Annotated in this window: 21 protein-coding genes; 2 read left to right on the top strand and 19 right to left on the bottom strand. The window is 62.9% G+C overall.

Translation table 11 applies throughout. The features are described 5' to 3' along the window. Positions 1-78 precede the first annotated feature (78 nt). Positions 79-3,474 (top strand): TM0106 family RecB-like putative nuclease, encoded by a 3,396-nt coding sequence (locus G410_RS0110390; RefSeq protein ID WP_028971347.1) that lies wholly within the window; start codon positions 79-81, stop codon positions 3,472-3,474. A gap of 5 nt (positions 3,475-3,479) precedes the next feature. On the opposite strand, the gene G410_RS17425 is transcribed toward G410_RS0110390, so the two are convergent. The 3 genes from G410_RS17425 to G410_RS0110370 form a co-directional block, all read right to left on the bottom strand. Next, the gene (locus G410_RS17425; protein ID WP_211215013.1) at positions 3,480-4,514 is read right to left on the bottom strand and encodes a hypothetical protein; all 1,035 of its coding nucleotides are present in this window, start codon (positions 4,512-4,514) and stop codon (positions 3,480-3,482) included. Between the two features lie 156 nt (positions 4,515-4,670). Further along, positions 4,671-5,966 (bottom strand): type II toxin-antitoxin system HipA family toxin, encoded by a 1,296-nt coding sequence (locus G410_RS0110375; RefSeq protein WP_022673592.1) that lies wholly within the window; start codon positions 5,964-5,966, stop codon positions 4,671-4,673. Then, positions 5,963-6,322, bottom strand: coding sequence for a helix-turn-helix domain-containing protein (locus G410_RS0110370; protein WP_022673591.1), 360 nt, complete (start codon positions 6,320-6,322; stop codon positions 5,963-5,965). The genes G410_RS0110375 and G410_RS0110370 overlap by 4 nt, the downstream gene beginning before the upstream one ends. 143 nt (positions 6,323-6,465) lie before the next feature. On the opposite strand from G410_RS0110370, the gene G410_RS0110365 reads away from it, so the two are divergent. Further along, positions 6,466-6,675 (top strand): hypothetical protein, encoded by a 210-nt coding sequence (locus G410_RS0110365; RefSeq protein ID WP_051137264.1) that lies wholly within the window; start codon positions 6,466-6,468, stop codon positions 6,673-6,675. A 3-nt stretch (positions 6,676-6,678) separates the two neighbouring features. Here G410_RS0110365 and G410_RS0110360 read toward each other — a convergent pair whose 3' ends face one another. The 16 genes from G410_RS0110360 to G410_RS0110285 are packed head-to-tail and all read right to left on the bottom strand — an operon-like array spanning position 6,679 to position 23,720. Beyond that, positions 6,679-9,381, bottom strand: coding sequence for a conjugal transfer protein TraG N-terminal domain-containing protein (locus tag G410_RS0110360; RefSeq protein ID WP_022673589.1), 2,703 nt, complete (start codon positions 9,379-9,381; stop codon positions 6,679-6,681). Positions 9,382-9,393: 12 nt separating this feature from the next. Next, positions 9,394-10,830 (bottom strand): conjugal transfer protein TraH, encoded by a 1,437-nt coding sequence (locus G410_RS0110355; RefSeq protein WP_022673588.1) that lies wholly within the window; start codon positions 10,828-10,830, stop codon positions 9,394-9,396. Then, positions 10,820-11,650 (bottom strand): conjugal transfer protein TraF, encoded by an 831-nt coding sequence (locus G410_RS0110350; RefSeq protein WP_245559343.1) that lies wholly within the window; start codon positions 11,648-11,650, stop codon positions 10,820-10,822. The genes G410_RS0110355 and G410_RS0110350 overlap by 11 nt, the downstream gene beginning before the upstream one ends. Beyond that, a complete protein-coding gene (locus tag G410_RS0110345; protein ID WP_022673586.1) occupies positions 11,647-13,380 on the bottom strand; it encodes a conjugal transfer protein TraN in 1,734 nt (577 codons plus the stop codon). The genes G410_RS0110350 and G410_RS0110345 overlap by 4 nt, the downstream gene beginning before the upstream one ends. Continuing rightward, the gene (trbC, locus tag G410_RS0110340; protein ID WP_028971345.1) at positions 13,377-14,108 is read right to left on the bottom strand and encodes a type-F conjugative transfer system pilin assembly protein TrbC; all 732 of its coding nucleotides are present in this window, start codon (positions 14,106-14,108) and stop codon (positions 13,377-13,379) included. Before trbC ends, G410_RS0110345 begins: the two co-directional genes overlap by 4 nt. A 17-nt stretch (positions 14,109-14,125) precedes the next feature. After that, positions 14,126-15,112, bottom strand: coding sequence for a conjugal transfer pilus assembly protein TraU (gene traU / locus G410_RS0110335; RefSeq protein ID WP_245559342.1), 987 nt, complete (start codon positions 15,110-15,112; stop codon positions 14,126-14,128). Between the two features lie 23 nt (positions 15,113-15,135). Continuing rightward, the gene (gene traW / locus G410_RS0110330; protein WP_022673583.1) at positions 15,136-15,774 is read right to left on the bottom strand and encodes a type-F conjugative transfer system protein TraW; all 639 of its coding nucleotides are present in this window, start codon (positions 15,772-15,774) and stop codon (positions 15,136-15,138) included. After that, entirely contained in the window at positions 15,771-16,292 is a 522-nt protein-coding gene (locus G410_RS0110325) for a S26 family signal peptidase (RefSeq protein ID WP_022673582.1), read from the bottom strand. The genes traW and G410_RS0110325 overlap by 4 nt, the downstream gene beginning before the upstream one ends. Next, positions 16,289-16,675, bottom strand: a complete 387-nt coding sequence (locus tag G410_RS0110320) for a type-F conjugative transfer system protein TrbI (protein ID WP_022673581.1) — start codon at positions 16,673-16,675, stop codon at positions 16,289-16,291. The genes G410_RS0110325 and G410_RS0110320 overlap by 4 nt, the downstream gene beginning before the upstream one ends. Next, a complete protein-coding gene (locus tag G410_RS0110315; RefSeq protein ID WP_022673580.1) occupies positions 16,668-17,048 on the bottom strand; it encodes a hypothetical protein in 381 nt (126 codons plus the stop codon). The genes G410_RS0110320 and G410_RS0110315 overlap by 8 nt, the downstream gene beginning before the upstream one ends. Continuing rightward, positions 17,045-19,588 carry a type IV secretion system protein TraC gene (gene traC / locus G410_RS0110310; protein WP_022673579.1) on the bottom strand — a complete coding sequence of 848 codons (2,544 nt, stop codon included), beginning with the start codon at positions 19,586-19,588 and terminating at the stop codon, positions 17,045-17,047. The genes G410_RS0110315 and traC overlap by 4 nt, the downstream gene beginning before the upstream one ends. Then, positions 19,585-20,157 (bottom strand): hypothetical protein, encoded by a 573-nt coding sequence (locus tag G410_RS0110305; protein WP_022673578.1) that lies wholly within the window; start codon positions 20,155-20,157, stop codon positions 19,585-19,587. The genes traC and G410_RS0110305 overlap by 4 nt, the downstream gene beginning before the upstream one ends. Next, positions 20,154-21,026, bottom strand: a complete 873-nt coding sequence (locus G410_RS0110300; RefSeq protein ID WP_022673577.1) for a DsbC family protein — start codon at positions 21,024-21,026, stop codon at positions 20,154-20,156. The genes G410_RS0110305 and G410_RS0110300 overlap by 4 nt, the downstream gene beginning before the upstream one ends. Further along, on the bottom strand, positions 21,023-22,339 hold the full coding sequence (locus tag G410_RS0110295; protein WP_022673576.1) for a TraB/VirB10 family protein: 1,317 nt from the start codon (positions 22,337-22,339) through the stop codon (positions 21,023-21,025). Before G410_RS0110295 ends, G410_RS0110300 begins: the two co-directional genes overlap by 4 nt. Continuing rightward, positions 22,339-23,154, bottom strand: a complete 816-nt coding sequence (locus tag G410_RS0110290) for a type-F conjugative transfer system secretin TraK (protein ID WP_022673575.1) — start codon at positions 23,152-23,154, stop codon at positions 22,339-22,341. Before G410_RS0110290 ends, G410_RS0110295 begins: the two co-directional genes overlap by 1 nt. Then, on the bottom strand, positions 23,151-23,720 hold the full coding sequence (locus G410_RS0110285; RefSeq protein ID WP_022673574.1) for a type IV conjugative transfer system protein TraE: 570 nt from the start codon (positions 23,718-23,720) through the stop codon (positions 23,151-23,153). Before G410_RS0110285 ends, G410_RS0110290 begins: the two co-directional genes overlap by 4 nt. Between the last annotated feature and the right edge of the window lie 4 nt (positions 23,721-23,724).

Genomic DNA, 23,724 nt, shown 5'->3' with positions numbered 1-23,724 from the left:
GTGTGACCATCGGCACTATGTCAAGAGCTCAAGGATCTCATCTCCCGGCTGATGTCGCTATTGGAGGAAGCACCCGCCGTGAAAATCCAGAATGATCAGCTTCGTTTCAGCGCGACCGATTTGGTCGGCTACCTCAATTGTCGGCACCTGAGTGGTCTTGAGCACGCTGTTGCCAAGGGTGAGCTCTCGAAACCCAAGTACTACGATCCGCTGCTCGAAGCTTTATGGGAACGCGGGGCCAAACACGAGCAGGACTATGTCGAGCACCTGTCCACCCTCGGGCTGCACGTCGTGCGTATCGACGGTGTTGAAATTACGGATGAAGCTGTTGCGGCGACACACGAGGCCATGCGCAAAGGCGTTGACGTCATCGTGCAGGGCGCTCTGCGTTCTGGCGCATGGGTCGGCCGCGCCGACATCCTCCGGAAGGTCGATACGCCGAGCGATCTCGGTGGTTGGTCTTATGAAGCTGTAGACACCAAGCTGGCCCGCGAAACCAAAGGCGGGACGGTCCTCCAGCTTTGCCTCTATTCCGAGCTCATCGGCGAGGTTCAGGGCCGTATGCCGGAGTTTGCGCACGTCGTTCCACCCTGGACCGATTTTGTGCCCGAGCGCTATCGCGTTTCCGATTTCGGGGCATACTACCGCCAGGTAAAGGGAGGAATGGCGACCTATCTCGGCGGGGATCCGCAGGAGTCATATCCGGAACCGGCCGCGCATTGCGATATCTGCGTTTGGAGCACCCGCTGCGACAAGCAACGGCGCGAAGACGACCATCTTTGTCTCGTGGCAGGGATTTCGAGCCTTCAGATCGCCGAACTCAAGGAGCACGGGGTCACGACGGGTGCGCAGCTTGCCGAACTCGCCATGCTCTTGCCCTGGAAGCCAGAACGCGGCTCGCTCAAGAGCTTCACCCGCGTTCGCGAGCAGGCCCGCGTTCAGCTTGAAAGCCGTCTTGCCGGCGAACTCAAATTCGAGCTCCTTGTACCAGTACCCGGATTTGGACTGGCTTGCCTGCCCGAGCCCGATGAAGGCGATATCTACCTCGATTTCGAGGGTGACCCCTTCGTCGGAGAGCACGGTCTCGAATACCTCCACGGTTTTCATTACATCGACGGCGGAGAGACGCGCTATCAGGGGCTCTGGGCGCTCGATCGCGAGGCAGAAAAGGCAGCATTCGAAACCTTCGTCGATTTCGTTATCGCGCGGCTGGAAACCTATCCCAACCTGCATGTCTATCACTACGGGGGATACGAGCCGGGAGCGCTCAAGCGGCTCATGGGCCGCTATGCCACGCGCGAAGATGAACTCGATCGGCTGCTTCGCGGCAAGGTTCTTGTCGACCTTCTCAGCGTCGTGCGACACGCAATTCGCGCTGGCGTCGAAAGCTATTCGATCAAGAAGCTCGAGCCGCTCTTCGGCTACGAACGCGATGCCAAGCTGCCCGACGCGAACCAAGCTCTGACGCGGCTTCAGCTGTGCCTCGAAGCGAATGATCCCGCAGGGATCGAGGCCGAGGATCGCGCTACCGTCGAGGCTTACAACCGCGATGACTGCGTTGCGACGCGATACTTGCGCGATTGGCTGGAAGCGCAGCGGCAGAAATTGCTCGAACAGGGAGCCGACATTGCGCGTCCGGAGATCGCCGATGGCGCACCAAGCGAAAACCTCTCCGAATGGCTCGAGCTGATCACGCCGTTGATCGAGCAACTTACCGATGGAGTGCCGGTCGATCCGGCCGATCGGTCGGCCGAGGAGCATGGTCGCTGGCTGTTGGCGAACCTGCTCGAATGGCATCGCCGCGAGGAGAAGGCAGGCTGGTGGGAATACTTCCGCCTATGCGACCTTACTGCCGAAGATCTACTGGATGAGCGCGCGGGCCTCTCGGGTCTGCAGTACATCGAGACAGTGGGTGGAACAGCAAAATGTCCGATCGACCGTTACAGCTTTCCAGCTCAGGAAGCCGACATTCGCCCGGGCAAGGCAATTAAGGTCCAGGGCGGCCAATCGGTCGGTTCGGTAGAGGACATTTCCCGCAGCCACCGGACTGTCGACATCAAGAAGACCTCGGCCATGGCGAGCGAGCATCCCGAAGCGATCTTCGTCCACGAGCATGTTTCATCGAAACCCATGCAGGAATCGCTTGTTCGACTGGCGCGCTATGTCTGTGAGCACGGCATGTTCGACGGCGATGCCTACCGGCCCGCTCGAGACATGCTCATGCGCGTAGCTCCGCAAGTTGGAGGCGATGCGGCAATCAGGTTGGATGGCGAAACGCCACTGGCCGCCGGCGTGCGGATTGCGCCGCTAGTCGCGTCGGGAGTGCTGCCGATCCAGGGGCCGCCCGGAACCGGGAAGACGCATACTGGCGGGCACATGATCTGCGAGCTGGCGAAGCAAGGCAAAAAGGTAGGGATCGTGGCCAATGGCCACGATGTGATCCGCAACCTACTCGACAAGGTTATTGAGGTTGCCGAGGAAACCTCAACGCCGCTTGTGTGCATTCAAAAGCCGAAAGGGGGTTCAAAGGAAGAGGCCACCGATCGCCTTCGCTTTGCTAAGAAGAGCAATGGTGAGGTCTTCGCCGCCTTGCATGGCGATTGCCAGGTTGCGGGCGGGACGGCCTGGCTGTGGTCGACCGAGGACGCGTTTGAATGTCTTGACGTTCTGTTCGTCGACGAGGCAGCGCAGATGTCCCTCGCAAATGTGCTCGCGGTCTCGCAGGCAGCCAAAACTCTGGTCTTGCTTGGTGATCCTCAGCAACTCGACCAACCCATGCAGGGTAGCCATCCGGACGGCACTGGGTGCTCGGCTCTCGACCATCTCTTGTCGGGGAAACAGACGATAGCATCTGACGAAGGACTGTTCCTCGACGTTACCTGGCGGCTGCATCCCGATATCTCCGGATTCACTTCAGAACTCTTCTATGAGGGCAAGCTTGAATCAAAGGAGGAGACGGCTGGACAACGCGTCAATGCCAGCGGCATCGCCGAGGGCACGGGGCTCCGCTTCTTGCCCGTCGAGCACAAAGGCAATCAGAACTGCTCTACCGAGGAAGCCGATGTTATCGCAGCCGTGGTAGACGACATCCTGCAGCAAGGAGCGACCTGGGTTGACCGCAATGGAGAAGAGCATCCCGTCGGAAGCGATGACATCCTGATCATCGCGCCGTACAATGCCCAGGTCTTCGAAATTCAGCAGCGCCTGCCGCATGCACGGGTTGGGACCGTCGACAAGTTTCAGGGGCAGGAAGCGCCGATTTCGATCTACTCGCTCGCCAGCTCTTCGCATGCGGACGCTCCACGAGGGATGGAGTTTCTTTACAGTCTCAATCGCCTGAACGTTGCGACATCCCGCGCGAAGTGCGTGACGATCCTGGTTGGCTCTCCGAAAGTCTTCGAAGCCGAGTGCCGCACGCCGAGACAAATGCAACTAGCAAATGCATACTGTCGATATCGCGAGTTTTCTCAATAGCTAGATCAATGCTCTTCACCGCGCACGAGCATCAGCAGCCTTCTGAATTCATCGTTCTCGGAGTCGCTCTTCCAAAAGTTTATGAAACGGCAAACAACCTGGAGATTCCCGGTTTCGTAGTGACCGTTGCTGTCGATCCGATCGACAGATGGCAATAGGTTCGGATCTGCCCCGTCACCGTGGAACTGCAACGGGATTCCGGTCAAAGCACATTTGTTGTCCTGCAGGTCTAGCAAGGCTGCAATGTACTCTTCTAGCTGAGATGAAGTCATACGCAGGTCCTTGTTCTTAACCACGCGCTCGACTCTCTGGCCGTTTGAGTTCTTTGCAGTGTCCTCAACGGAATATCTCATAGCGATAATCGACTTCTGTCTGCCGCCAATGATGTGACCGGTACCCGAAGCGCCTGGTTTCGGTAGGAGCGACCCTTCCAGCTCCTGTTTCAAAAGCGTCGAATAGATCCAGCAAAAGGAATGGGCGTCAACCAAGCGGACGTTTGAAAGGTTGGCAGCTTTGGCGATGCTGGGACGTAAACCCTGCAGAATGGCATTGTAGGTCTCGTAATTGCTCCAGTTGCACTGTCTCAAAGTCTGAAAATCGATCCCGAGAGCGTCGAACGCTCGATCGAAACCGGTTGGCTGGATCGGCATGTACTTTGCTGAGTCCCGCAGAAAAAATAGATAAGCGGTCAAAGGGTATTTTCTGCCGATTAGCTCGGCGATTTGTTCAAACGACTCACCTTCAGCACGATCCGCACGGAAGTGGTCGAACAAGGCTTGTTCCAGTGCATTTCGAAGCGACGGATTCGACTGGGCTTCGAGGAGGGCGCGATGATCGCGGTTCGCATGTCCATATCGATTCTGCCAAAAGACGAGGTTGTTCGTCAGGTTTTTGCCAGCATCCTGTATCTCAATTGCTTCGACTGTTTGATCGAGAATTCTTCCAGTACCAATGTCTGCTGATTGCCAGGAATCAGAAGACAATTTGGATAAGGCATGTTCCCGCAAGCGTGGTTTGTAGCTTTCCCAGACTGCTGCCATGCCGTCATCAAACTCGAGAATGGTTTGCCGGATTTCGCCGTCACCAGCTCTTGGAAGCGCGCGAATGCCGCATCGAAATTCTTCGCAATTATCAAATCTCTCTCCAACCCCTTCGATGCTCGAGCGCTCGGTTTCGGTCAGCGGAAGCAGTCGTGCTCACAGTTTTCTGAAGCCGTTTTGCGCCTTGATGGACATGTCGGACGGTACGCCCGCCTGCGATGAGAGCTCTTGCCACCTGGATATCGCAGACCGGATATCTCCTATGATCGCGTTGGTTTCATGCGCCTTTAGGTCCGCAAACTTTCCGAAAGTCACCAAGTCTTCAAGTAGGAAATTGTCAGTTTTGCCAGCCAGCGACATCTGGTGCTCGTTGGTCCAATCCCCCTTGGGATTGTAGGCGTAGACGACATCGAATGCGGGCGAGAGGCTCCAGCGACCCGAGCTATCCATCAGGAAGGCGATGTTCTTGGTGTGGTCGTCCTGGTTGCGAATGAAGACATTGAGCAGCGCGCGGCGCACCTGCTCCTTAATCGCTTCGCGCCCGAGACCGAGCATGCGGATGGTCTCGATCGCCTGCTCATAGCTGTATGCGCGGGCCAGATTGAAATCGAAATGGCGCATCGCGCAAAGCGACTGCATGTGGAGCTTCTTGCCGTCAGGCGTGCGGTCGAAGCGCTGGGTCATGAAATGTGCTCGTCCACCTTCTTCGTGCAGGCGAGAGCGAGCCATGTCGATGCCAGCCTCCCGGGCCAGCAGATAGCAGGCGTATTCAAGCCGACCGAAGCCCATCGGGTCGGCAAGTTCCTTGTCAGCATTGCCCGACACGCCGTCGAACTTGACCAGCCATTGCGTATAGCCGGGCCCTGCAGTCAGCTGCCCTGAATGGAATTCTCCGGTTTCCTCGTTCCAGGCGAGGACGGCCTTGGCCCGGGCACCACCAGCAGATGTTCCGACGCGCAGGATCTCCTGGAGTGCGCGGTGATCATCCTCACCCTTGAGCACACCGGCCAGTTCTTCACGCGCGGCAATGACCCTGTTGGCGAGCTCGACAAGCGGAGCGATATCGACCGTTCGGCCCTGTTCACGGCGCTCGCCGGTGGCAGGCTCGAATTCGAGCGCTCCCATGCCTCGGCGACCGGTATAGCAAAGGCGCTCGACCGGATCGAAGCTGTCGGCTGTGCGGCCCTGCTCGGCAAGCCAACGATTGATGAGGGCGTTGCCAAACTTGTCGGGCAGGCTGTCGGCCAGCATGCCCGGCAGCCCTTTGAAGGTCTCGTAGTTGAGCGCGGGAAAATCGTAGACGCCGCTTCGTAATGGCATTGTGAGCGGGGCGACTTCAATACCGCTGCGACTGAATTCCGGAGTGTATTCGAAAACCCCGACATCGCGATCCTCATCCCACAGGACGGCGCCGATCTGACGACCCCAGAGATTGACTACGGCACGCGTCATGGGGCCTCGTCACCCCAGCTCCATTCCTCGCCAGCCTCGCCTTCAGAAGACTTGCGCACCCTTTGCCGCGCCTTGCCGGTGTCGGATCGGGGATCGAGCGGGCTCAGCTTGGCGTCCGGCATGACATCCAAGAGGCGGTCTTCAATTTCAAGCGCGCGCATTATCCTGGCAAGGCTATCGATGGTCCCGCCATTGCCAGCTTCCAGGCGGGCGAGCGTTGAACGCGAGATGCCAGCCATTTCCGCAAGCTCGGCCTGCTTGAGATTGCGTGATATGCGATACGCTTCGATCTGCTTCCCGAGGTCGGATAGCAGCACCGAGAGAGGGCGCAGATCTGGTGAATTATAATGCGTCATTATCGAGACATTATCTTCAATATGGAGCTTTGTGTAGCGATTTTGCGCCTTTACATGACGATATTTAATGTGTCAATATCGAGGCGTAAATTGGCTTATCACCGTTAATGCATCAAATTTGCTGCTTTATGTAGGTCGGAGTGATGGAAATGGATGACGAGAAGGGTCAAAACGACCATACGGACTGGAAGGGCCTACGAGAGATCGACCGTGCCATCTCCGAAAATCGCCTCACGTCATACTCTTGGAAGAAGGCTTGGGCCGACCCCTGGGGACGGACGAAGATCATCACGGTGCTCACGCTGCTCGTAGCATTCGTGATCTTCGTCATCGTCTACGACCTGGTCCTCTGAACCTTACCACTCCTTCACATCATCTGCTGCTTCCTCGCTTGCGCCCGTGGCGCCCTGCGTCTGGCGGTCCAGGTAACCTCGAACGGTGCCAATCCTTCCACGACCCTGCTGGCGAACCCGCTCGACCTCATCCGTAATGTCAGACCGATCAGGAGCATCGGGCATTGAGCGACCACCCGCAGAGCCCACAGCTCCTCTTGCGCGCACCTGTCCAGCACCTCCGATCCCGGGGCGGCTGACAGGAGCGAAGTCTGGCAGCCAAAGGTCGGCTTCGACGTCGTCTTGCAAGCGGTCAGCATAGCTTTCGACAAACCGCGATTGCAGTTGTTGGCCGCGCGCACTCATCTGGAACTCGATGTCGTCGAAGCGCACCGGCCCGTAATAGTCGCGATTGGCTTCGATCTCGGCCATGCCCCATTCGCGATAAGCCTGGCTCAGGTTCAGCGTGCCTGCGGCGCTGTTGCTCTCGTACCAGCTGGCCTGGTTCTCGAGGCGGCTGGCCATCTCTTCGGCCCGACGCGCCTCTCGCGTGTAGCTTTCGGCTTCGGTCAGCGATCGGCTGAGACCCGACGAGCTGGTCGACACTTGCGATACCGAGCTCGAGCTCGTCTCGCGCAGGAAGCCTTCACGCGTGTTCGACCAGTTGCGACTGTCGGAAAGCTGACGCAGCGTTCCCATGATCCTGCCACGGTCTTCCGAAGCGATTCCGATATCGCTGTCCGTCCACGACTGATTGCGACCGCCAGTCGCCTTGGCTCCAAGAGTTGCTGGCCCCAAATTGCCTCCTACGCCTGCGGAAGCTTCTCCATTTAGGAACCAGGATACAGTAATGTCGTCGGACGCGCGCCGCGACAGGCCGAACTGCTGCTGGAGCGTCCTTGAGGCATTGTCGACTTCGCTGAATGCCGTGCCGATGCTGTCGTTGGTGCCAACGCCGCTGACCGTGTCGGAGCTTTGACCCTGGCTGTAGGCGTTGCGGATCTCGCTGAACCGGGTGAGCGCAGAGCTCGTCGATTGCTGGGCGAGGTTGGCATAGGTCTCGCTCTGCGTCCGGCTCTGGCTCGCCATCGTTCCGAGGCGGCCGGTGAAGTCCTGCCCCAGTGTCGGCGTGAACGGATAGCTTGAATTCGGGACAGCAGCGAACTCTCCATCGGGGAAGCTGGTCGTCTGCGTGCCGCTGTCGCTGAAACCGCGCGTCTGCGTGGCGCCATAGGCAATGTTGGGGGCAAGATTGCCCTGGGAGAATTGCCGGGAAAACACTGTCGAATTGTCGATGTTCGAATTGCCGAGCGAGACATTGCCCGTGCTCGCTTCGCGCGCGGCTTCCTCGGCCGCGTTCTGGCTCGGGTTAAGATAGCTCGTTGCCTGGCCCGAGATCGCCAGCGCACCGCGCGCCACCCCGCCGGCAAGGAACGGGATCGAGGCGACAAGATAACCCGCCAAGATGCCGATATCGCTGTTGACGTCGCTCATGCCGGCAAAGGTCGCGAGGCTGAGACCCGTGCTGCCGCCAGCGGCGGCGACATCGCCCGCGCCCTTGAACATCAGGATCATGTGCAGGATGACGAAGAGCGGTCCCCACGCCGCAAGATAGAAGAAGCCGGTGACATAGCCACGCAGCGCAATGGGTCCTGTCCGCGGCATCAGGAACAGCGGAAACAGGACAGGGAACAGCGCGTAGAACACCACCGTCAGCACGACATTGAGGATGGGGACCCATTTCATCGCGTTGTGCGCGATCGAGGAATAGGTCCGCTCGGTCTGAATATCGGCCCGGGTCTGCGCGAACACGTCGATGCTGCCCATGCCGCTCGCCCCGGCAAAGCCGTGCATGGCCTGGTTCATGGCATTGATCGTCAGCACTTGGCGGAAGATGTCGCTCGCACTGCGCGAGATGCCGGTGAGATACTGGTAGGCAATCGGCAGGTCGGCCATGAGCTTGGCCTTCGCAAGTGCTTCGGTCTGGCGCGGATAGAGCTGGCGCCCCGCGACAAGAGTCATCTCGTCGATAAGGCTCGCCCATTGCCCCGACAGCGCGGTGTAGGCCTCGCGGCAGGTGATGATCGAGGCCGTCACGCTGTCGTCGGCCTGCCGGGTCAGGAATTTCTGCGCGCGCGCCGCGCTGCCCGGTGCGATCGTCGCCCAGATATCGTCGCTCTCCGAAAGCTCCTTCATCGAGTAGCGTCCGAGCAGCAGATCGTAGAACACGCATTGCCGGACATGCTCGTCGAAGTTCGCGGCAAACTCCGGATCGGAAATGCGCAAGCTGCGCGTCGACTCAAGCAGCCGCGCGCCATAGATCATGCCGTTCTTCGAGTAGTTGAGGTCGTCCGGCAGGCCGAATACCAGCTCGGCAGAGCGGGTCAGATAGTCTCCCGCCTGGCTGGTGAAGCTCGCCATCAGGGCGAGCCCGAGCGGAACGTTGGCCACTGTTGCCGGTGCAAGGCTGGGATTAACCCGGTCGGTCACATGGACGTCCATGCGCGGCACCATCAGGCACATGTAGATGAGCGTCGCACCGAGGAACCAGTTGAGCCAGGCACGCCAGTCCTGGTTGAACGCGACCACGATGACCGCGAGCACCATGCCCATCACCAGCGCGACCTGGATCAAGCTCTTGTAGCCGCCCGCACCGGTCCAGGCGGCTACGGCGTTGAGGACGTTGACGATATACTCGCCGCCGCCGACCGTGAAAATCTCGACCATGCTGCCTGCCCCTTATGGAACGATGGAGCGGGACTGCATCCCGCGCGACCAGTCGAGCGCGGCGGCCATCGACGGCGACATCGAAGCAGCGAGCATATTCTCGATCATCGCCGTCTTCTCGATGATCTGCATGATCGCCGAGACCCGTGCTTGCCCGGTCGCATGCCGCTGGGCGAGGCTTGACCGGACATCGGCGACCTGAGCGCGCCAGATCGCGAGCTTGGCTTCATCGGCCGCGATGAAGCTCGCCATCGAGCGTCCGGCCTCGGCGGTGATGCGTTCGAGAATGGCATAGAGGAGATCGATGCTGGCGATCTCGGCCAGCGTGTCGCGGTCGTCGGTTGCCATCCCGCGACCATAGGCCGCCTGCACGGTGAGGATCTTGTAGAGCGGCACCGATGCCACCTGGAGCAATTCCTTCTCCTCGTCGCCGATCGCGGTATCGCTGCGGATGGCCTCGACCATGCTGCCGATGAGCCCGGCAACGCGCGGCCGGATGGCCTTCGCGCTCGTGAGGCTCATCTGCTGGAAGGTGGGGTTGAGGCACTGGTCGGGCTCATCGCATTGGAACACCCGCACCGACTGGCCCTGCGTCCCGTCGAGCAGCGCGGTGACGAGCGTCGAAGAGGCATCGCCTGCGAAAGGCACGAACTTGCCTGGTTCGTCATCGCGGGGCGGCACGTAGATCACCGTGCCGATGAGCGTCATCGCATACTCGGCGAGGTCGCGGTCGAAGGTGCCACCAGGGTTGAAGAAGGCGCTCTGCTTGAGGACATGCCAGGTGTAATTGCGCGGTACACCGGGATTGACGTCGGCATAGTCGGCGCCGGCGCTCTCATTGGTCGAGGCGCGCTGACCCCTGGTGCCGCAACCGTGTTTGGCGGCAGCATAGTCGGTGAAGATACCTTCGGAATTGCCGATCGCTTCGCAGATCGCCTTGTCGGCGAGATCGCCCTTGGGCCAGACGCCGCCGACCAGCCCCTGCGCCATCTCGCAGGAGTTGATCGAGAGATTGTTCATGAGCTGCGCCTTCTGGCTGAACTCCTGCATGATCTTCGAGCATTCAGGGCAGACGGTATCGATCGCGAGGCTGAAGGCGAACCCCACCGCATTGTTCGCGACGGCCTTGAGCAGAGCGACCATTTCGCTCGCGTTGATGAAGGAGAAGGACCCCGCGAAGATATCGATACCGCCGCAGCCCGCACGTGCGCGCGGCAGCTGGAGATTGGCAATGTTGGTCGTCTTCTGCGGGAAGCGCGTCCAGACATTGCCAAGGCTGTAATAGCCCGCCGACTGGCCTTCGAACGCGCTCGGCCCGGTGACATTGGCCGCAGCGCCCATGTCGTCCATGAAGCGGTCCATGCTGTCGCCGACGTTTGCGGCGACGGGGGACGCGACCATGCTGGCGGCAGCTATGCTGAGCGCCGCATTGCGGATGCTAGTAATCATGTCCGGCTTCCTTCGAGGTGAGGAGGTAGATTCGGTCCTGCAGCTCGTCGGCCGACAGCACGCCGTATCCGATCGGGATCGGGCGCTTTGCCACGTTGTCCCACAGCACGAGCGCCGGGGTGATGCCGGGCTCGAGCCCCATGCGCGGCCGCTGGCCGCTTTCGACTTTGTAGTCGGGGAAGTGCCGGGACCGCCCGCCATCGGTCGAGATCGCCCGGACCGTGATATGCCAGCGGTCTGCTACCGAGCGCACGATCGGGCTCATCACTTCGCACGCGCCGCAGGTCTGGGCGAAGAAGTAGAACAGTCCATAGCGCTCGGAGAGCCTGGCCATCACCGCATCGCGGTCGGCAGCGCGCGCGTCCTGCCATTGCTTCTTGGCAAGCGCGCCGACCGGTCGTTCGAGCGTGTAGTCGAGCTCGGGATCCTGCCAAATCGCGCGCTGCCAGACATCGGAGAACAGCGAAGCCCGGTCGAGCTGGGCACGCTGGAAGCGGATATAGGCGGTGACGTTTTCCGACGTCGGATAGAGAATCGCGCGCGCTTTGAGTTCGCGCAGTTCCCCCGTGACCGCGTCGAGTTCTTGCGTGGCGGTTACCTGGGCCGGTGGCTGCTCCATCTGCGGCTCGTCTGCCGGCACCGGCTTTAAGCAATAGAACCAGTAGCCGAGCCTGCGCTGCTCGCAGTAGAGGCTGTCTGCCGAGGCAGCTGGCTCTGCCTGCCGCGCTTCCTGGGCAACTGCCCGAACGGGAAGCAGTTGAGCGAGACACATTGCCAATGCTGGGAGGGCCAGCATCGGCAGTGATCGGCGGCGCGTCATTGGCCACTCCTTGCGTAATAGTCTTCGATTTTTTGCTGGATGAGGATGCTGGCCTCGAGCTCGTCGGGGAGCCGTGCGGCCTCCGTGAACTCGGCGTAGACTTCGCTGAAATCCATCTGGCCGAGGTCGAGCCGGGCGAACTCGTCGAGAGTGAACCCCTCGCACTGCTCTTCCTTGGGCTTGTCCCACGGCTTGGGCAGCTGGCGGCGGCCCTGTTCCTGCAGGATCCGCGAGAGCTTGCTCTCGAAGCAGCAGTAGACCTTCTTCTTGGTCAGGCAGATGCCGAGGAACTTGTCCGAACAATAGGTCCCCACATAAGCGCACAGCCCCTGCGCATCGCGTTCGTGGAGCAGCACTTCTTCGCGGTTGCAGCCGAGTGCGACCAAGAGGCTGATGCCGGGGATGAGCGGGAAGCCCTTACCCTTGCAGCAATTGAGCACGCCGAAGACCTTGGAGGAGCAGGTGTTACGCGTGCCGCGGAACAGCGTCAGCGTATCAGGATCAAACTGGCCGCGGGCCTCGTCCATCGCATGGAGCGCGGTAACCGCATCCTTGAACTCGTCGTTCGCAGTGCGCTCGATCGTCTCGCAGCTTCCATCGATGCAATAGACATCACCATCGCAGACATACTGGGTGGAGCTGTCGGTGCCGGAGAGCGGGCACTCGTAGATGCGCTCCCAGGTCTCGCACGGGGTTTCGTCGGTTAGGCATTCCTCGCGGACAAAGCGGCAGGTTCCCTGGCTTTCGATGTCGGAGCAGTCGGTCGCCGCTTCACGCGCGATGCAAGTGTAATTGCGTTGCCATTCCCAACAGGGCCGCGTGACAGAGACGCCGTCGCTCACGCGGGTCTGCGGATCGGCATCGGTGCAGATCTCGGCGTCCAGCGTGCAATCGCTATTGCCCGCAAGACCTGTGCATTGGCTTTCGTCCGGGGTCGTCGTGACGGTGGTCGCGTTGGTAACGCGGTAGGGCGTCTGTCCTGTGACCTGTTCGTCGCAGGTCAGCTCGGTCAGCGGATCGCCCGGCTCGGTGCACCACTTGCGACCGCCGGACCAACCCCACTGCAGGCAAGGACCGTCCCGGTGTCCGGTCACCCGGCAAAGAGCGCCCGAGAACTCTTCGCAATCCGGCTCACCTGACATGGTGAAGCTGCCCAATGGGCTGCAAAGGTAATGGTACTGCGGTTGCTGGCTGACCCTGGCGACAAGCGGCACCGTGCATTGGCCTACCGACTGATCGATCCGGGTGCCCGTATTGCAGGTCGCGGTATACGTGCCCGCCGACCCCGAACCGGGCGGCAGCGGAACGCAGGATCCCTGGCTGCCAGAAATTGCCATGCCGCTGGTGTAGTCGAGCGGCGTCTCGTTGATGGCGAGGCTGCGCGCGATCACGTCCTCGATCTCGTTCGGTTCGAACCGTGCGCGATTGGCCATGCTGTCGCGGATCGTCCGCATCGGCGTGCTGGTCGTGGCGGCGCTGCGGGCGCGGGCCTCGATCTGGTCGGGATCGCGCGCAAGATCCTGCAGATCGCGCGTCGCCTGCGGATCGAAATTGGGAACGCGCGCCGCGTCGGGATTGGTCGTTGCGGCATCGCGCGCCTCGCCCAGCAGCTCGGTGGCAAAGTCCTTCCCGTCAGCCCTTGCCGCATCGCGGGTTTGAGCCTGCATGGAAGCCGCGCTTGTGAGGACGACGAGTGCAGTAAGGAGATTGGCGAGGGTTCTGCCGGTCATGGCCGTTCCTCGCTGAAGAGCTGGCGCAGGTGGAGGCGGGCAAGCTCGGCGCCCGGACCCTTGCCCGAGGCAAAGGTCTCGAGGACTTCGCTGACGCTGATGTTGCCGGCGATGCGGTCGTGCGGCGGCACCTCGCTGGTGCAATCGAACCCGTCGCAGGGGCTGAACTCGGTGCTGAGCATGACGAAGCTCGGCGCGGCCTCGATGTTGAAAGCGCGGAAGAGCCGCGGATCGATGCCAAGCGAACCGGTCGCGTCGCGGTTGCTCCAAATTGCGGCGAGCCGCTTCTTGAACGCCTCGCTGTTTCCTTGCGGGAAGCCGCGCAGCACGGTGACGCCTCCCGCCCTGGTCATGTCGTGGACCAGTGCTTTCAGGGCTTCTGGCGGCATCGACAGGCTGGCAAAGGCAATGAAGCGCGGGGCTGTCCCAAGCGATGCCTTCTCTGCGGCGGCTTGCCCTGCGATCATCGCGTCGAAGTCGAGGATGGCGTCGGTCTCGATTGCCTTGAGGCTGTCCGCATAGGCCGCGCGATTGGCCTGCGCTTGCGCCTCGATAGCCTGTGCGTCCTCGGTCAGCGCCTCGGCGCGTTGGCGGACATTGGTGCTGAGCGCCTGCGCATCATCGGCATGTTCGGCCGCACGCTCGCGGATCGCTTCGAGGTCGATTCCTTCGGGCGCGCTTTGGGCGAGAGCGAGGCCCCCGAGGGTGACGGCAAGGCCGACGGGCAAAAGAAGGAGGTGTTTGTTCATAGCGCGCAGCAGTTCCGCTTGCGCCAGACGAGGTATCCCATGTCTTCGCCGATGGCGGGGATGACCTGTCCGGTCGATTGAAAGGTGGTGGAGGCGCCGACGGGCGGGCAGGCGTAACGGCCAGAGGTCGCCGGGTTGGGGTTGGTGGCCTGGAAGCGGTATTGCTGCTTGCGCATCACCGGCATCAAATATTTGCCGCACAGGCCCTTGGACCCCATCGTTCCCCACGAGACGAGTTCGCGGTGGAGCTTGTAGGCAAAGCGCGAGAGCACAAGCCGCGAGGCCTGGACGTGGCCTATGCTGGCCGAGACATTGCCGTTCATCGGGTACATCGATCCCTGGCAGCCCGCGCACCAGAACATCTCGTCGATCGGCAGCTTCGCGGTCGAGGCGGCGCAGTCGGCCGCACAGGCGGCGAGCGCCAACGGGTTGGCGAAGAGCACGGCCTCGGGGTTGATTATCGCGGTGAGCTCGGAATCCTGCCACAGCGGATCGATCTCGGAGATGTAGAGAATGTCGATCGAGCCCGATTCCAGGCACAGGAAATCGGCGACGATCTCCATCCAGTAGATCAGCGGATAGGCATACCAGTGGACATGCCAGCTCGAATAATACTGGCTCGCACCACCCACCGCCGAAGGACCCGAGATCGAGCGAAAACCGATATCGAAGCCCGGGTCGAGTTTCATGCCGCCGAGGTTCACGAAGCACCACGGCTTCATGCTGACATCGGCAAGGCGCACCGGTTCCCAGAAGCCCATCGCGATCCCGGGCCTCAGACCGCACAGGCACACCGGCAGATCGGGGTTGTCGGGATCGGGCCGGCTCGACGGCCAGATGTCCAGCCCGCCGATCGAGATCGGGAACAGGCACGACCAGCATATATCGGTGATCGGGTTGACGAAGCTGCCGGTGCAGCGACCAGGACCGGCATCGGCCATCGCAGGCGTCGCGGTCGCGAGACCAAGAATGGCGGCGAGCATGAGCGCCAGCTTTCTTGAGTGCGTCATTGGGCTGTCCTCCTTCTCGGTGGCAGCGCGATTTCGCTGATCTCGAGCATGCGGCCTTGCTGGCGCACGCGCGCGGGCACCGACCGGATCCCGAACCTTTCCGTAAGCTTGCCGCCCTGGTCGAAATAGAAGCGGCGCTGGCGAGCCTTCATCAGCTCGAGCGGCGCGCCCTTCACCAGGATCAGCTTGGCATTGCTGCCCTGCTTGAGCGCCCAGGCGAGCTGGTCGGGATCGTCTCCGTCGAGGAACAGGAGATCGCTGCGAAGGCCGACGCTGTCGAGCGGATTGACCTTCGTGCCCGCCGCATGGATCAGCTCGCCTTTTGCCCCGCGGATATCGGCAGCGAGCGTGATCGTCGGATCGAAGTGCCAGCGCCGGGCTTCGCTGGCCCGGACGATCCCGGCGACGGGGTCGGGCCGGTTCACCCGCGCGATCGTGCGGCGCTTCAGGTCTTCATTGAGCCGCGCGGTCTCGCCCGAACGTTCCATCTGCGTCAGGCGCGAATGGATCTGTTCGAGGAGGTCGCGTTCGATCACGGGAAACACCGTGCCGCGCTGGCCATAGTCGCGCGCCAGCACCTCGGCAGGGCAGAGCAGGACTGCAAGCAGCGCTGCAGGGAGGATGAGCTTGCTCACAGGATCGCCCTCCCGCTGCCGAGGATCTGCCCGCGGCAGACGAAGCCGATCTCGGCGTAGCGGCTGTCGAGGCCGCGGGGATGGTTGGTCCCGGTGTAGAAGCAGCCGTCGGGGATCGGTCCTTCGGGGCCTGCATGAAGCGCAATGCCGAGACGGGTCTCATCGAGCCGGGCGGCGATCTTTTGACCGTTGATGAAGACCTCGTGACCGCGGTGGCTGACGACATCGCCCGGCACGCCCAGCACCCGCTTGCCGAAGAGCTGCGCGCCTTTTCCGAAATGCACTTCAACGAGTCTGCTTGCCGGCGGCTCGAAGAAGATCAGGCTGCCGCGCTCGATCCGCGCATGCTTGTCGAGCCAGAAAGCCCAGTTGGGCAGGCTCGGGCTGGCGTTGATGAGGAAGGCATGGTCTTTCGCGAAGGCGTCGACTGCGCTCCATCCGAGCGGCAAAAGCACCAGCGCGGTCAGGACAAGCGGTCGTTTGACCGTGCGGACAAGACGAGAGGCAAAGTGCTTCACTGACCGCCTCCCCGACCAAGCTGGCGGTCGATCCGCATGCGCAGTTCGTCGGTGGCATCGGGGGCATCGCCTGCGAGCACCGCTTCGCCGACCAGCACCACGCGGCCATCGGTTCCCATTTCTGCAACGGCGCGTTCGGACGCCTGAAGGAAGGCGAGCACGCGCGCCTGGCTGGCTTCGGGATCCTGCTCTGCGCGCGCTTCGGCATCGACGAAACCCGCGATGGTCTCGGCAAGCCGGACGGTGACGATCTGCTGGCGCGGCTCGGACAGCTCGCGGCTGACCCAGGCTGCCCAGAGCAGTGCGGTCACGAGCGCAAGCACGCCAAGAATTCTCAGCAGCAGCGGGCGATTGAAAGATGGTAATCTGCGCGTGTCAGTCACGGCTTTCCTCCCGGGCAGGATGGTTGTCGAGATCGGCCGCGAGCCGCTTCAGGAAGCGGGGCATGCGAAACAGCGTCACCCCGCCCGCAAGGACGAGGAAGCAGCCCCTGAGGTCCTGGCTGAACAGGCTCCGGCGCAGGCTGTTGGCTTCGAGATAACGGTCCGACAGATTGGCGAGCTGGGTGAAGAGGCCGCCAAGATCCCAGCCTGCAACGAACAGGAACAGCGCAAGCGGCAATCCCAGCACGATCAGCAGCGAAGTCGCCGCAAAGCGTGCGGTCTCGATGAGGACGAAGCAGCTCCCTTGCAGGAACGGCAGCAGGCTGCGGAGGTTGGCCTGAAGGGTCCGGTCGGCAAGATGCGAGACGATCATTGTCCGCCTCCCGCCACGATGCGGATGGCATCGGCGAGGCTGTGCCCGCGCCGCTCGCAGTCCTGGATCGCCGCATAGGTGTCGGGATCGGAGGAGTAGATCGTCGCCGAGAAGGGATCGAGCACGAGCCGGCCGACCGCCTCGGTCTCGGGGCCTTTGATGAAGACCTCGCTGTACTCGGTCCCCGAACGCTTGAGGCTGCGGATCAGCGTCTCGGTGCGGTCGTCCATGTCGAGCCGCGCGTTCGCCCTGAAATCGGCAATCGTCTCGGCCTTCTGCTGGAGCACCAGCATCCAGTCGCTGTTTTCCAGGGCAGCGCGCGCGCCATCGGACTTGTAGTAGTCATTGAGGGACTGGGTCGCGGTGGCGAGCGCGCCGCCATATTTGCGCGCGGTGCGGGCATAGGTCTCGACGAACTCGCCCATCGACCCGCCCTTGAGCATGGCCCAGGCCTCGTCGATCAGCAGCAGCTTCTTGGTGGCTCGCGATGAGCGCGTCATCGCCTGGCTCGTCATGAACATGATCGCCGAAAGGACGACGCTGCGCAGTTCCTCGCGGCTTGCGAGATCGCTCATCTCGAAGACGGTGAAATCATCGTCGAGCGCGAAGCTCGCCTTGCCTGCAAAGAACCCGCCGTAGCTGCCGCCGCGGCAGAAGGGCGCGATCGCGGTGGCGAGATCGCGACCGGCCTCGCTCTCCGAATTGTGAAGCGCATGTGCGACATCGTCGACCGATGCGCCGCTTCCCAGGGCCTCCCAGGTCGCGGTCACGGCCCGGTCGATCAGTCCGCGTTCGGTGTCGCTCGGCGCGGTGCCGGGACGCGCCATCTGGCCGACGATCGCCTTGATCATGGCGAAGCAGTCGAGGCGGTAGTCCTCGTCTTCGTGCGCGCGGGCATCGTCGACCATCGAGAAGGGGTTGAGCGAGAAGCCCGAGGCGAGCGTAAACTCGACGAAGCGTCCGCCCTGGAGTTTGACCGAATGCTCGAAGCTGCGCCCGTCGTCGATCACCACGACCTTGGCGCCCGCGCCGCGCAGGGCGGCGCAAAGTTCCTGCAGCAGCACTGACTTGCCCGAACCCGACTTGCCGCAGATCGCGATATTGTGATTGCCGGCAGTGTTTTCGAAGGGCGACCACCAGAAGGGCTGGCCGCGGCGGCCGACAAGCAGGAGGTGCGGGATCACGCCGCCGAGGTACTCGCCCTGCATCGGCGCGATATGCGCCGCTGTCGTCGAGAGCATCGTCTTGAGGCGCTTCAACCGCGCCATGTCGTCGGCGAGGCCATCGGCCAGGCTCAGGGGAAAGGCAGCGACGAGGCCTTGGAGCTGGAGGAAACGCTCGTCTGCCAAATCCCAGCCCGCTGCCTTGTAGATCGCCTTGATGATGCGCTCGTGCGCGTCGCCCTGGCCGAGCGGCGAGATGCTGGTGAGCCCGTAGAACAGCTTCACGAGCTTCTTGCCGGCCTGGAGTTCGGCCTGGACGTGACGCCATTCGGCCGACTGTTCGGCGAGCTTGGGAAGAAAGCGCGCGCTCTTGGTCTGGCTGAGGCTGGTCGTGCGCATGAACTTGAAGCCAGCGCGCGCCGAGGCGGCTTCCTGGTCGGGGTAGACGAGGCACAGCATGGTCGCCGTTGGACAGGGGAAGCGCAGCTTGTCGGTGAACATGTCGCCGATGAGCCGCGCGCATTCCCAAGGTGCCCAGCGCTCAGGGGTCGAGCGCACGGCATAATGCCGCACGTCGAAATGGTCGGGATAGCATTCGCCGACTTCGGGATTGCCCTCTTCGTCAAGGCCGGTCTCGCGAAAGCGCTCGGTCCTGAGGATCAGGCGATCGTCGCCGACCTCGAGCTCGATGTCGCGGCGGATGGCCTGGACATCGAGCGTGTCGTGCGGGTTCCACGCATGGATATCGGTCTCATGCGCGGTGGTCGGCGAGGTAAGCTCGTCGATCAGCGCCAAGAGGCCGCCCGGACGCAGTTCTTGCGCGTGGAGGCCGAGCGAATGGAGCATGCCCATCAGCCCTTCGCGGCATTCGGAGAGTTCTGCGTCGGTTACGCTGCCGGGCACGGGCACGCCGAGCGAGACGATCAGCCGGACGTTGCGGGCGTGGAAAGGCGCATGCGCCGAGCCCGAATTCCAGACGAGATCGTAGAGGCGCTTTGTTCGCGCCCTGGCGATGGCCTCATAGATGCCGCCCTGCTCGTAGCGCGGAGCGAACCAGGGGCCGACCACGCTACCGATCCGCGGTGACGCGAAGTTCAGGACCTGGAGGCAGGCACCCTGCGGCAGGCCTTCGGAGAAGAACTGCCCGAGGATCTCGCCGGTCCGTTCGTCGGCCCCGATCAGTGGGGTGACTTCGAGCATGAAGCCCTTCGAGCGGGCGTTGCGGTAGAGCTTCGCCCCGTCGTCATAGACCCGGTAGGGTAACCAATCCGAGAGCATGTCGAGCCCGAAATGGGCCTGGGGCTTTTCGGCGCGTGCCGTGTCGGCAAACAGGCCCCGCGAGAGTGCGTCGCGCGCGGCAGCAAGGGATAGCGTCACCGGCTCTCTCCTTCAGGTGTTTCAGGATGGGGGACCGGCTCGCGGGGAGGGGAAAGCGAGCCAGGTCCCCCGGGTTCCGGCGCGTCGGCGCCGGGCATCGCCGGAACGGGCTGCGAGGGGATGAACAGCTGTTCCGGCAATGTGTCTGTTGGTTGAAAATCGGTTGCGGGGTTGTCCGCGCGCGTCGCGGCAATGGTCGATGCCAGCGAGCGCAGGACTTCGCGGCGGCCCTGCGGGGGTCGCCAGCCAGTCCCTGCCTGTTCGGGCAGTGTCAGGTGAACGACGCGTGCTTCGTGGTCGCGGCCCGCCGCGTCACGGTAGGGCGTCAGCACGACCTGCAGGCGGCGAACTGCTTCGCCGGTCGGGGTCACCGTCCGATGAACATCAGACGTGTCGGCCTTTTCGATGCCCGTCGCCCCGGCATCGATCGCGGAGGTCGGCGCGCAGGTCCCTTCCGGGGCGCGGCAGGCAAAATTGCCTTTGACGTTGCCGCCAAGGCTGGCGCAGCCGCTGGCCAAGAGAAGCGGCGCGGCGAGCACCACGGCGCGAAGGATCGGAAGCCGGCTCATTGCGCCTCTCCCTTGCCTTCGGCAACGAAGCGGCGGATCGCTGCGGCATCGCGGTAGCCATGCAGCACCGCTCCATCGCGGGCGCGCACGATAACTGGAGTTCCGGCAAACCCATTGGCTCTCGCAAAGGCTTCGTTGGCATCGAGTGCCTTGGCGTCCTTGCAAGTCTTGGCACTCGCCGGAGCCTGGCCGGAATAGGCGGCATGGAGAGCCTTTGCCGGATCTTTGGCGCACAGGACCGCCTCGGAAATCTTGCGGCTTGCCGCGCCGAAGATCGAGATCGGCCGCTCTTCGACATGGACCTTGGCCTTGGCGAGTTCGGCGGTCAGGCGCTGGCAATAGCCGCACTGGAAATCCGAGAAGACGACCAGTTTTTCGCCCTTGGGGTTGCCCCAATGGATCGCGCCCGCAGCCGGAAGCGACGAGAGGTCGACATGGCTGGCGGCCGCCTGGACAGGCGCTTCGTCGCGTCCCGCCGGCGCGTCGCTGGCTACGCGCGCCGCACCGGCCGCGAGCAGGTCGGGATTGAGTTCGAGCAGGCGGGCGGCAGTCACGTCACGCCGCTCTTCCATGTCGTAGAGACGGCCCACGAACAGGTAGCGGGCGGTCTCGTCGATATAGAACAGCGTGTCGCCCGAGACGACTTCGCACCAAGGGCCAAGCGTGTCGCAGCTGATCGCATCGATCGGGGTCTTGGGTAGCCGCAGTTTCAGTGCCTGCGCGACATCGCTCGCCATCCCGGCAGCGCTCGCAGGCATCGCGGTGACGGCAGAGACGCCGAGCGTCAGCACGGCGGCGGCGCTCGAGAGGGCAAGGGCAAGGTGGGCGGCGCGGGCCTTCAGGCCCGGCCGGTGGTCATTGTAGTTCATTTGGAGGGGCTCCTGACGTGGACGCCGTCGAGAAAGACGATCTCGACCTCTATGCCGGTCGGCATCTCGACGACGGGTTGGTATTGTTCGGCGCGTTCGATGAGATATCGGCTGACGGTGTCGGCGGCCTCGCCGGCACCCTGGCCAAAGCCACCGGCGAGAATGTCGGTCGGCGACAGCGCCTCGCGCTGACCGTTGGCGCCGACTTGACCGGTGAAAATGCCGTTGGCGTTGGCGGAGAATCCGCGCCCGAAGCCGCCGACGATCCCGGCCAGCAGCGCCTGGCTGACAAGGCTGCCTTCGCGGCTGACTACGCGACCACGCACTCCCGACTTTCCGGCGAAGGAGATGAACCCCTTGACCTCGCTCACCGCGAAGCGGCCGCCCGGCTGCGCGCAGGTCATGCGCACCAGCTTGACGTAGACCTTCTCGGCCGAGAGATCGCCGCGCGCCGCGCCATTGACGAGGCAGCCGGTGATGTCGGTGGTGAGCAGCTTGTTACCGCGCATGACCGAGCGGGCCGGTCCGGTGATCCGGAGCACCACGGGAAGCGGATCGCTCTGGCTGGCAACGCCGGTCGAGGCATCGACACCCACGATGACCGTTGCCGGTGCATAGCTGTTGGGCGGCAGGTAATCGCGGCTCGCTTCGAGCAGCAGTGCGGGCGGAGTCTCTGCTGCACGCGGCTTGCCGTCCTTGCCCGTCTCCGCGCTGAAACTCATCAGGCTGAGCTGTCCGCCCTGCGGTTCTGGCCCACCTTGCGGTGGCTGGACAGCTCCGCCGGTGCCGACGCCGGGACCATAGGCCGGTGACGGGGGCAGCGGCGGTGCGGACGCCGGCGCCTTCGCAGCGTCGCTGAGCTGTGAACGCAGATTGGCGTTCTCGGCCGAGATCGCGTCGATTGCTGCCTGGCCGTCGGAGCGCATCTGCGCGTTCTCGCTGCGCAAAGCTTCGAGCTCCTGCTCGATCTCCGGGCGCGGCAGCTGGGCCTGCTGCAGATCCTTGATCGCGCGGCCCTGCGCGTCGAGCCGGTTGCCGTAGCTCGCGACGAATTCGCGCTGCGAGAGATTGCGATTGACGAGACCGCCAGTGTCGATCGTCGCAGCACCATTGGCATCGGTGCCGGTCTCGTCGCCGTCGCCGCCGAAGATGAACATCCCGCCGCCGATGAGCGCGATGGCCCCGATCCCGGCGAGCAGCATCTTCTGGCGCTGCGCGATCTGCGAATTGAGGTTGCGCCGTCCGCTTTCGCGCGCTTCCGGCGAGCCCGGCACGGGCCTCTTTTCGGCCTCCTTCTGTGTTGCCTCGGCCATCAGTCGAGCCCTCCCGTGGCAAAGACAAGGAAGGCGCTGGTTGCTTCACCGGGAGCGAGTGCATCGCGGCCGTAGGCAAAGGCGAGCGCGCCTGCGGGACCCTCTCGCTTGGAGCCCAGCGCAAGGCTCTCCTTGCCGAGGTTGCGTACGAGGAAGCGCTGTCCGGTGAGTTCATCGCCCTGGTATTCGGCGACCAGCTGGACCTCGATCCCGCCGGTACGGCGGGGAGCCGAAAGTTCGGCGCGGGCAGTGAAACCGGGCAGGACGGCATCGCTCGCCATCGCCTCGATCAGGCGGATCGCGGCGTCCTCCGGCCCGGTCTCGGTTTCCCATTCGGTAGCCGCGGCTTTAGCGAGCGCGGGATTGGTGATGAAGAGTTGGGTCGCTTCCTCGCCGCCGAGGCGGCAGGCGAATTTGTAGACGTAGCCTGCCTTGCTGGTCGCAAAGAAGCTGACCCGGGCAGCGGCAAACTGCGGAGGCACGGAAATATAGATGTCTCCGCGCACCGGCTCGTGCGTCACCTGGAAGTCGTTGTAGGGAAAGCCGCTCGCGATCTTCGAGACATTGGCAAAGCCGTCATCGATGAGCGCGATCCGCGTGAGTTCACCGCGCGCGAGCTCGCAGTCGATGGTCGCGTTGTCGGCCGCTTCGACGAACTGGTCGGCATGTGCCGGGACCGGCGCGAGCGCGAAGGCGATTACGGCGAGGCCGGTCAGCTTGAGCCCGGGATCGGGGCGCCTTGTTGCGCCGATCGCGAAACAGGCAAGGCCGGTTCCGGCAAGCGCACAAGCGAAGGGAGATGGGAGAAGGCTCATTGGCCGGGTTCCTCCTTGTCGGTGGGAAGTTGTTCGAAGCCGGCGAGCGCGAGGCTGAGGCCACGCTTCGACCAGCGGAAACGGAAGGAGCGGCGCTGGCTCGCGATCACCTGCGCGCCGACAAAGGTCTTGAGCGTGCCGGTGACGGTCGAGGTCAGGTCCTTGGGGTCGACATGCATTTCCGCGATCACGAAGGCCTGGCTGATGTCCGAGCCGCGCTGTTCCTCGACGATTCTGACGAGCTCGGCCTTGAGGCGGCCGTGCGCGGCGGGATCGGCGAGCTTCAGGATGTTCGCCATCCAGTAGTCGAGGCTTTCGGGTGCCCGGTTGAGGAGCATCAGCGCCGTGTCGCGGGTGACGAGCTCGAGATAGGGCGCGTCGATCCCGCCGCTCGAAACGGTGATCCGCTCGGCAGTGATCGGCACCAGCACAACCTGCTCGTCGCGGGTCACGGCGGCGCCAAGGCTGACCAGCGTGGTGAGGCCAAGGACACTTGCCAGCACGGCAAAGCGGTTGCGTTGCCGAAGGTAAGTTTGCGCCTGTTCGTGCGCGAATTCTGCTCGCATGGTT

The sequence above is a fragment of the Novosphingopyxis baekryungensis DSM 16222 genome, from assembly GCF_000420305.1.
Lineage (GTDB): Bacteria > Pseudomonadota > Alphaproteobacteria > Sphingomonadales > Sphingomonadaceae > Novosphingopyxis > Novosphingopyxis baekryungensis.
The sequence above is the reverse complement of the archived record's forward strand: the minus strand, read 5'-3'. Positions and strand labels throughout refer to the sequence as shown.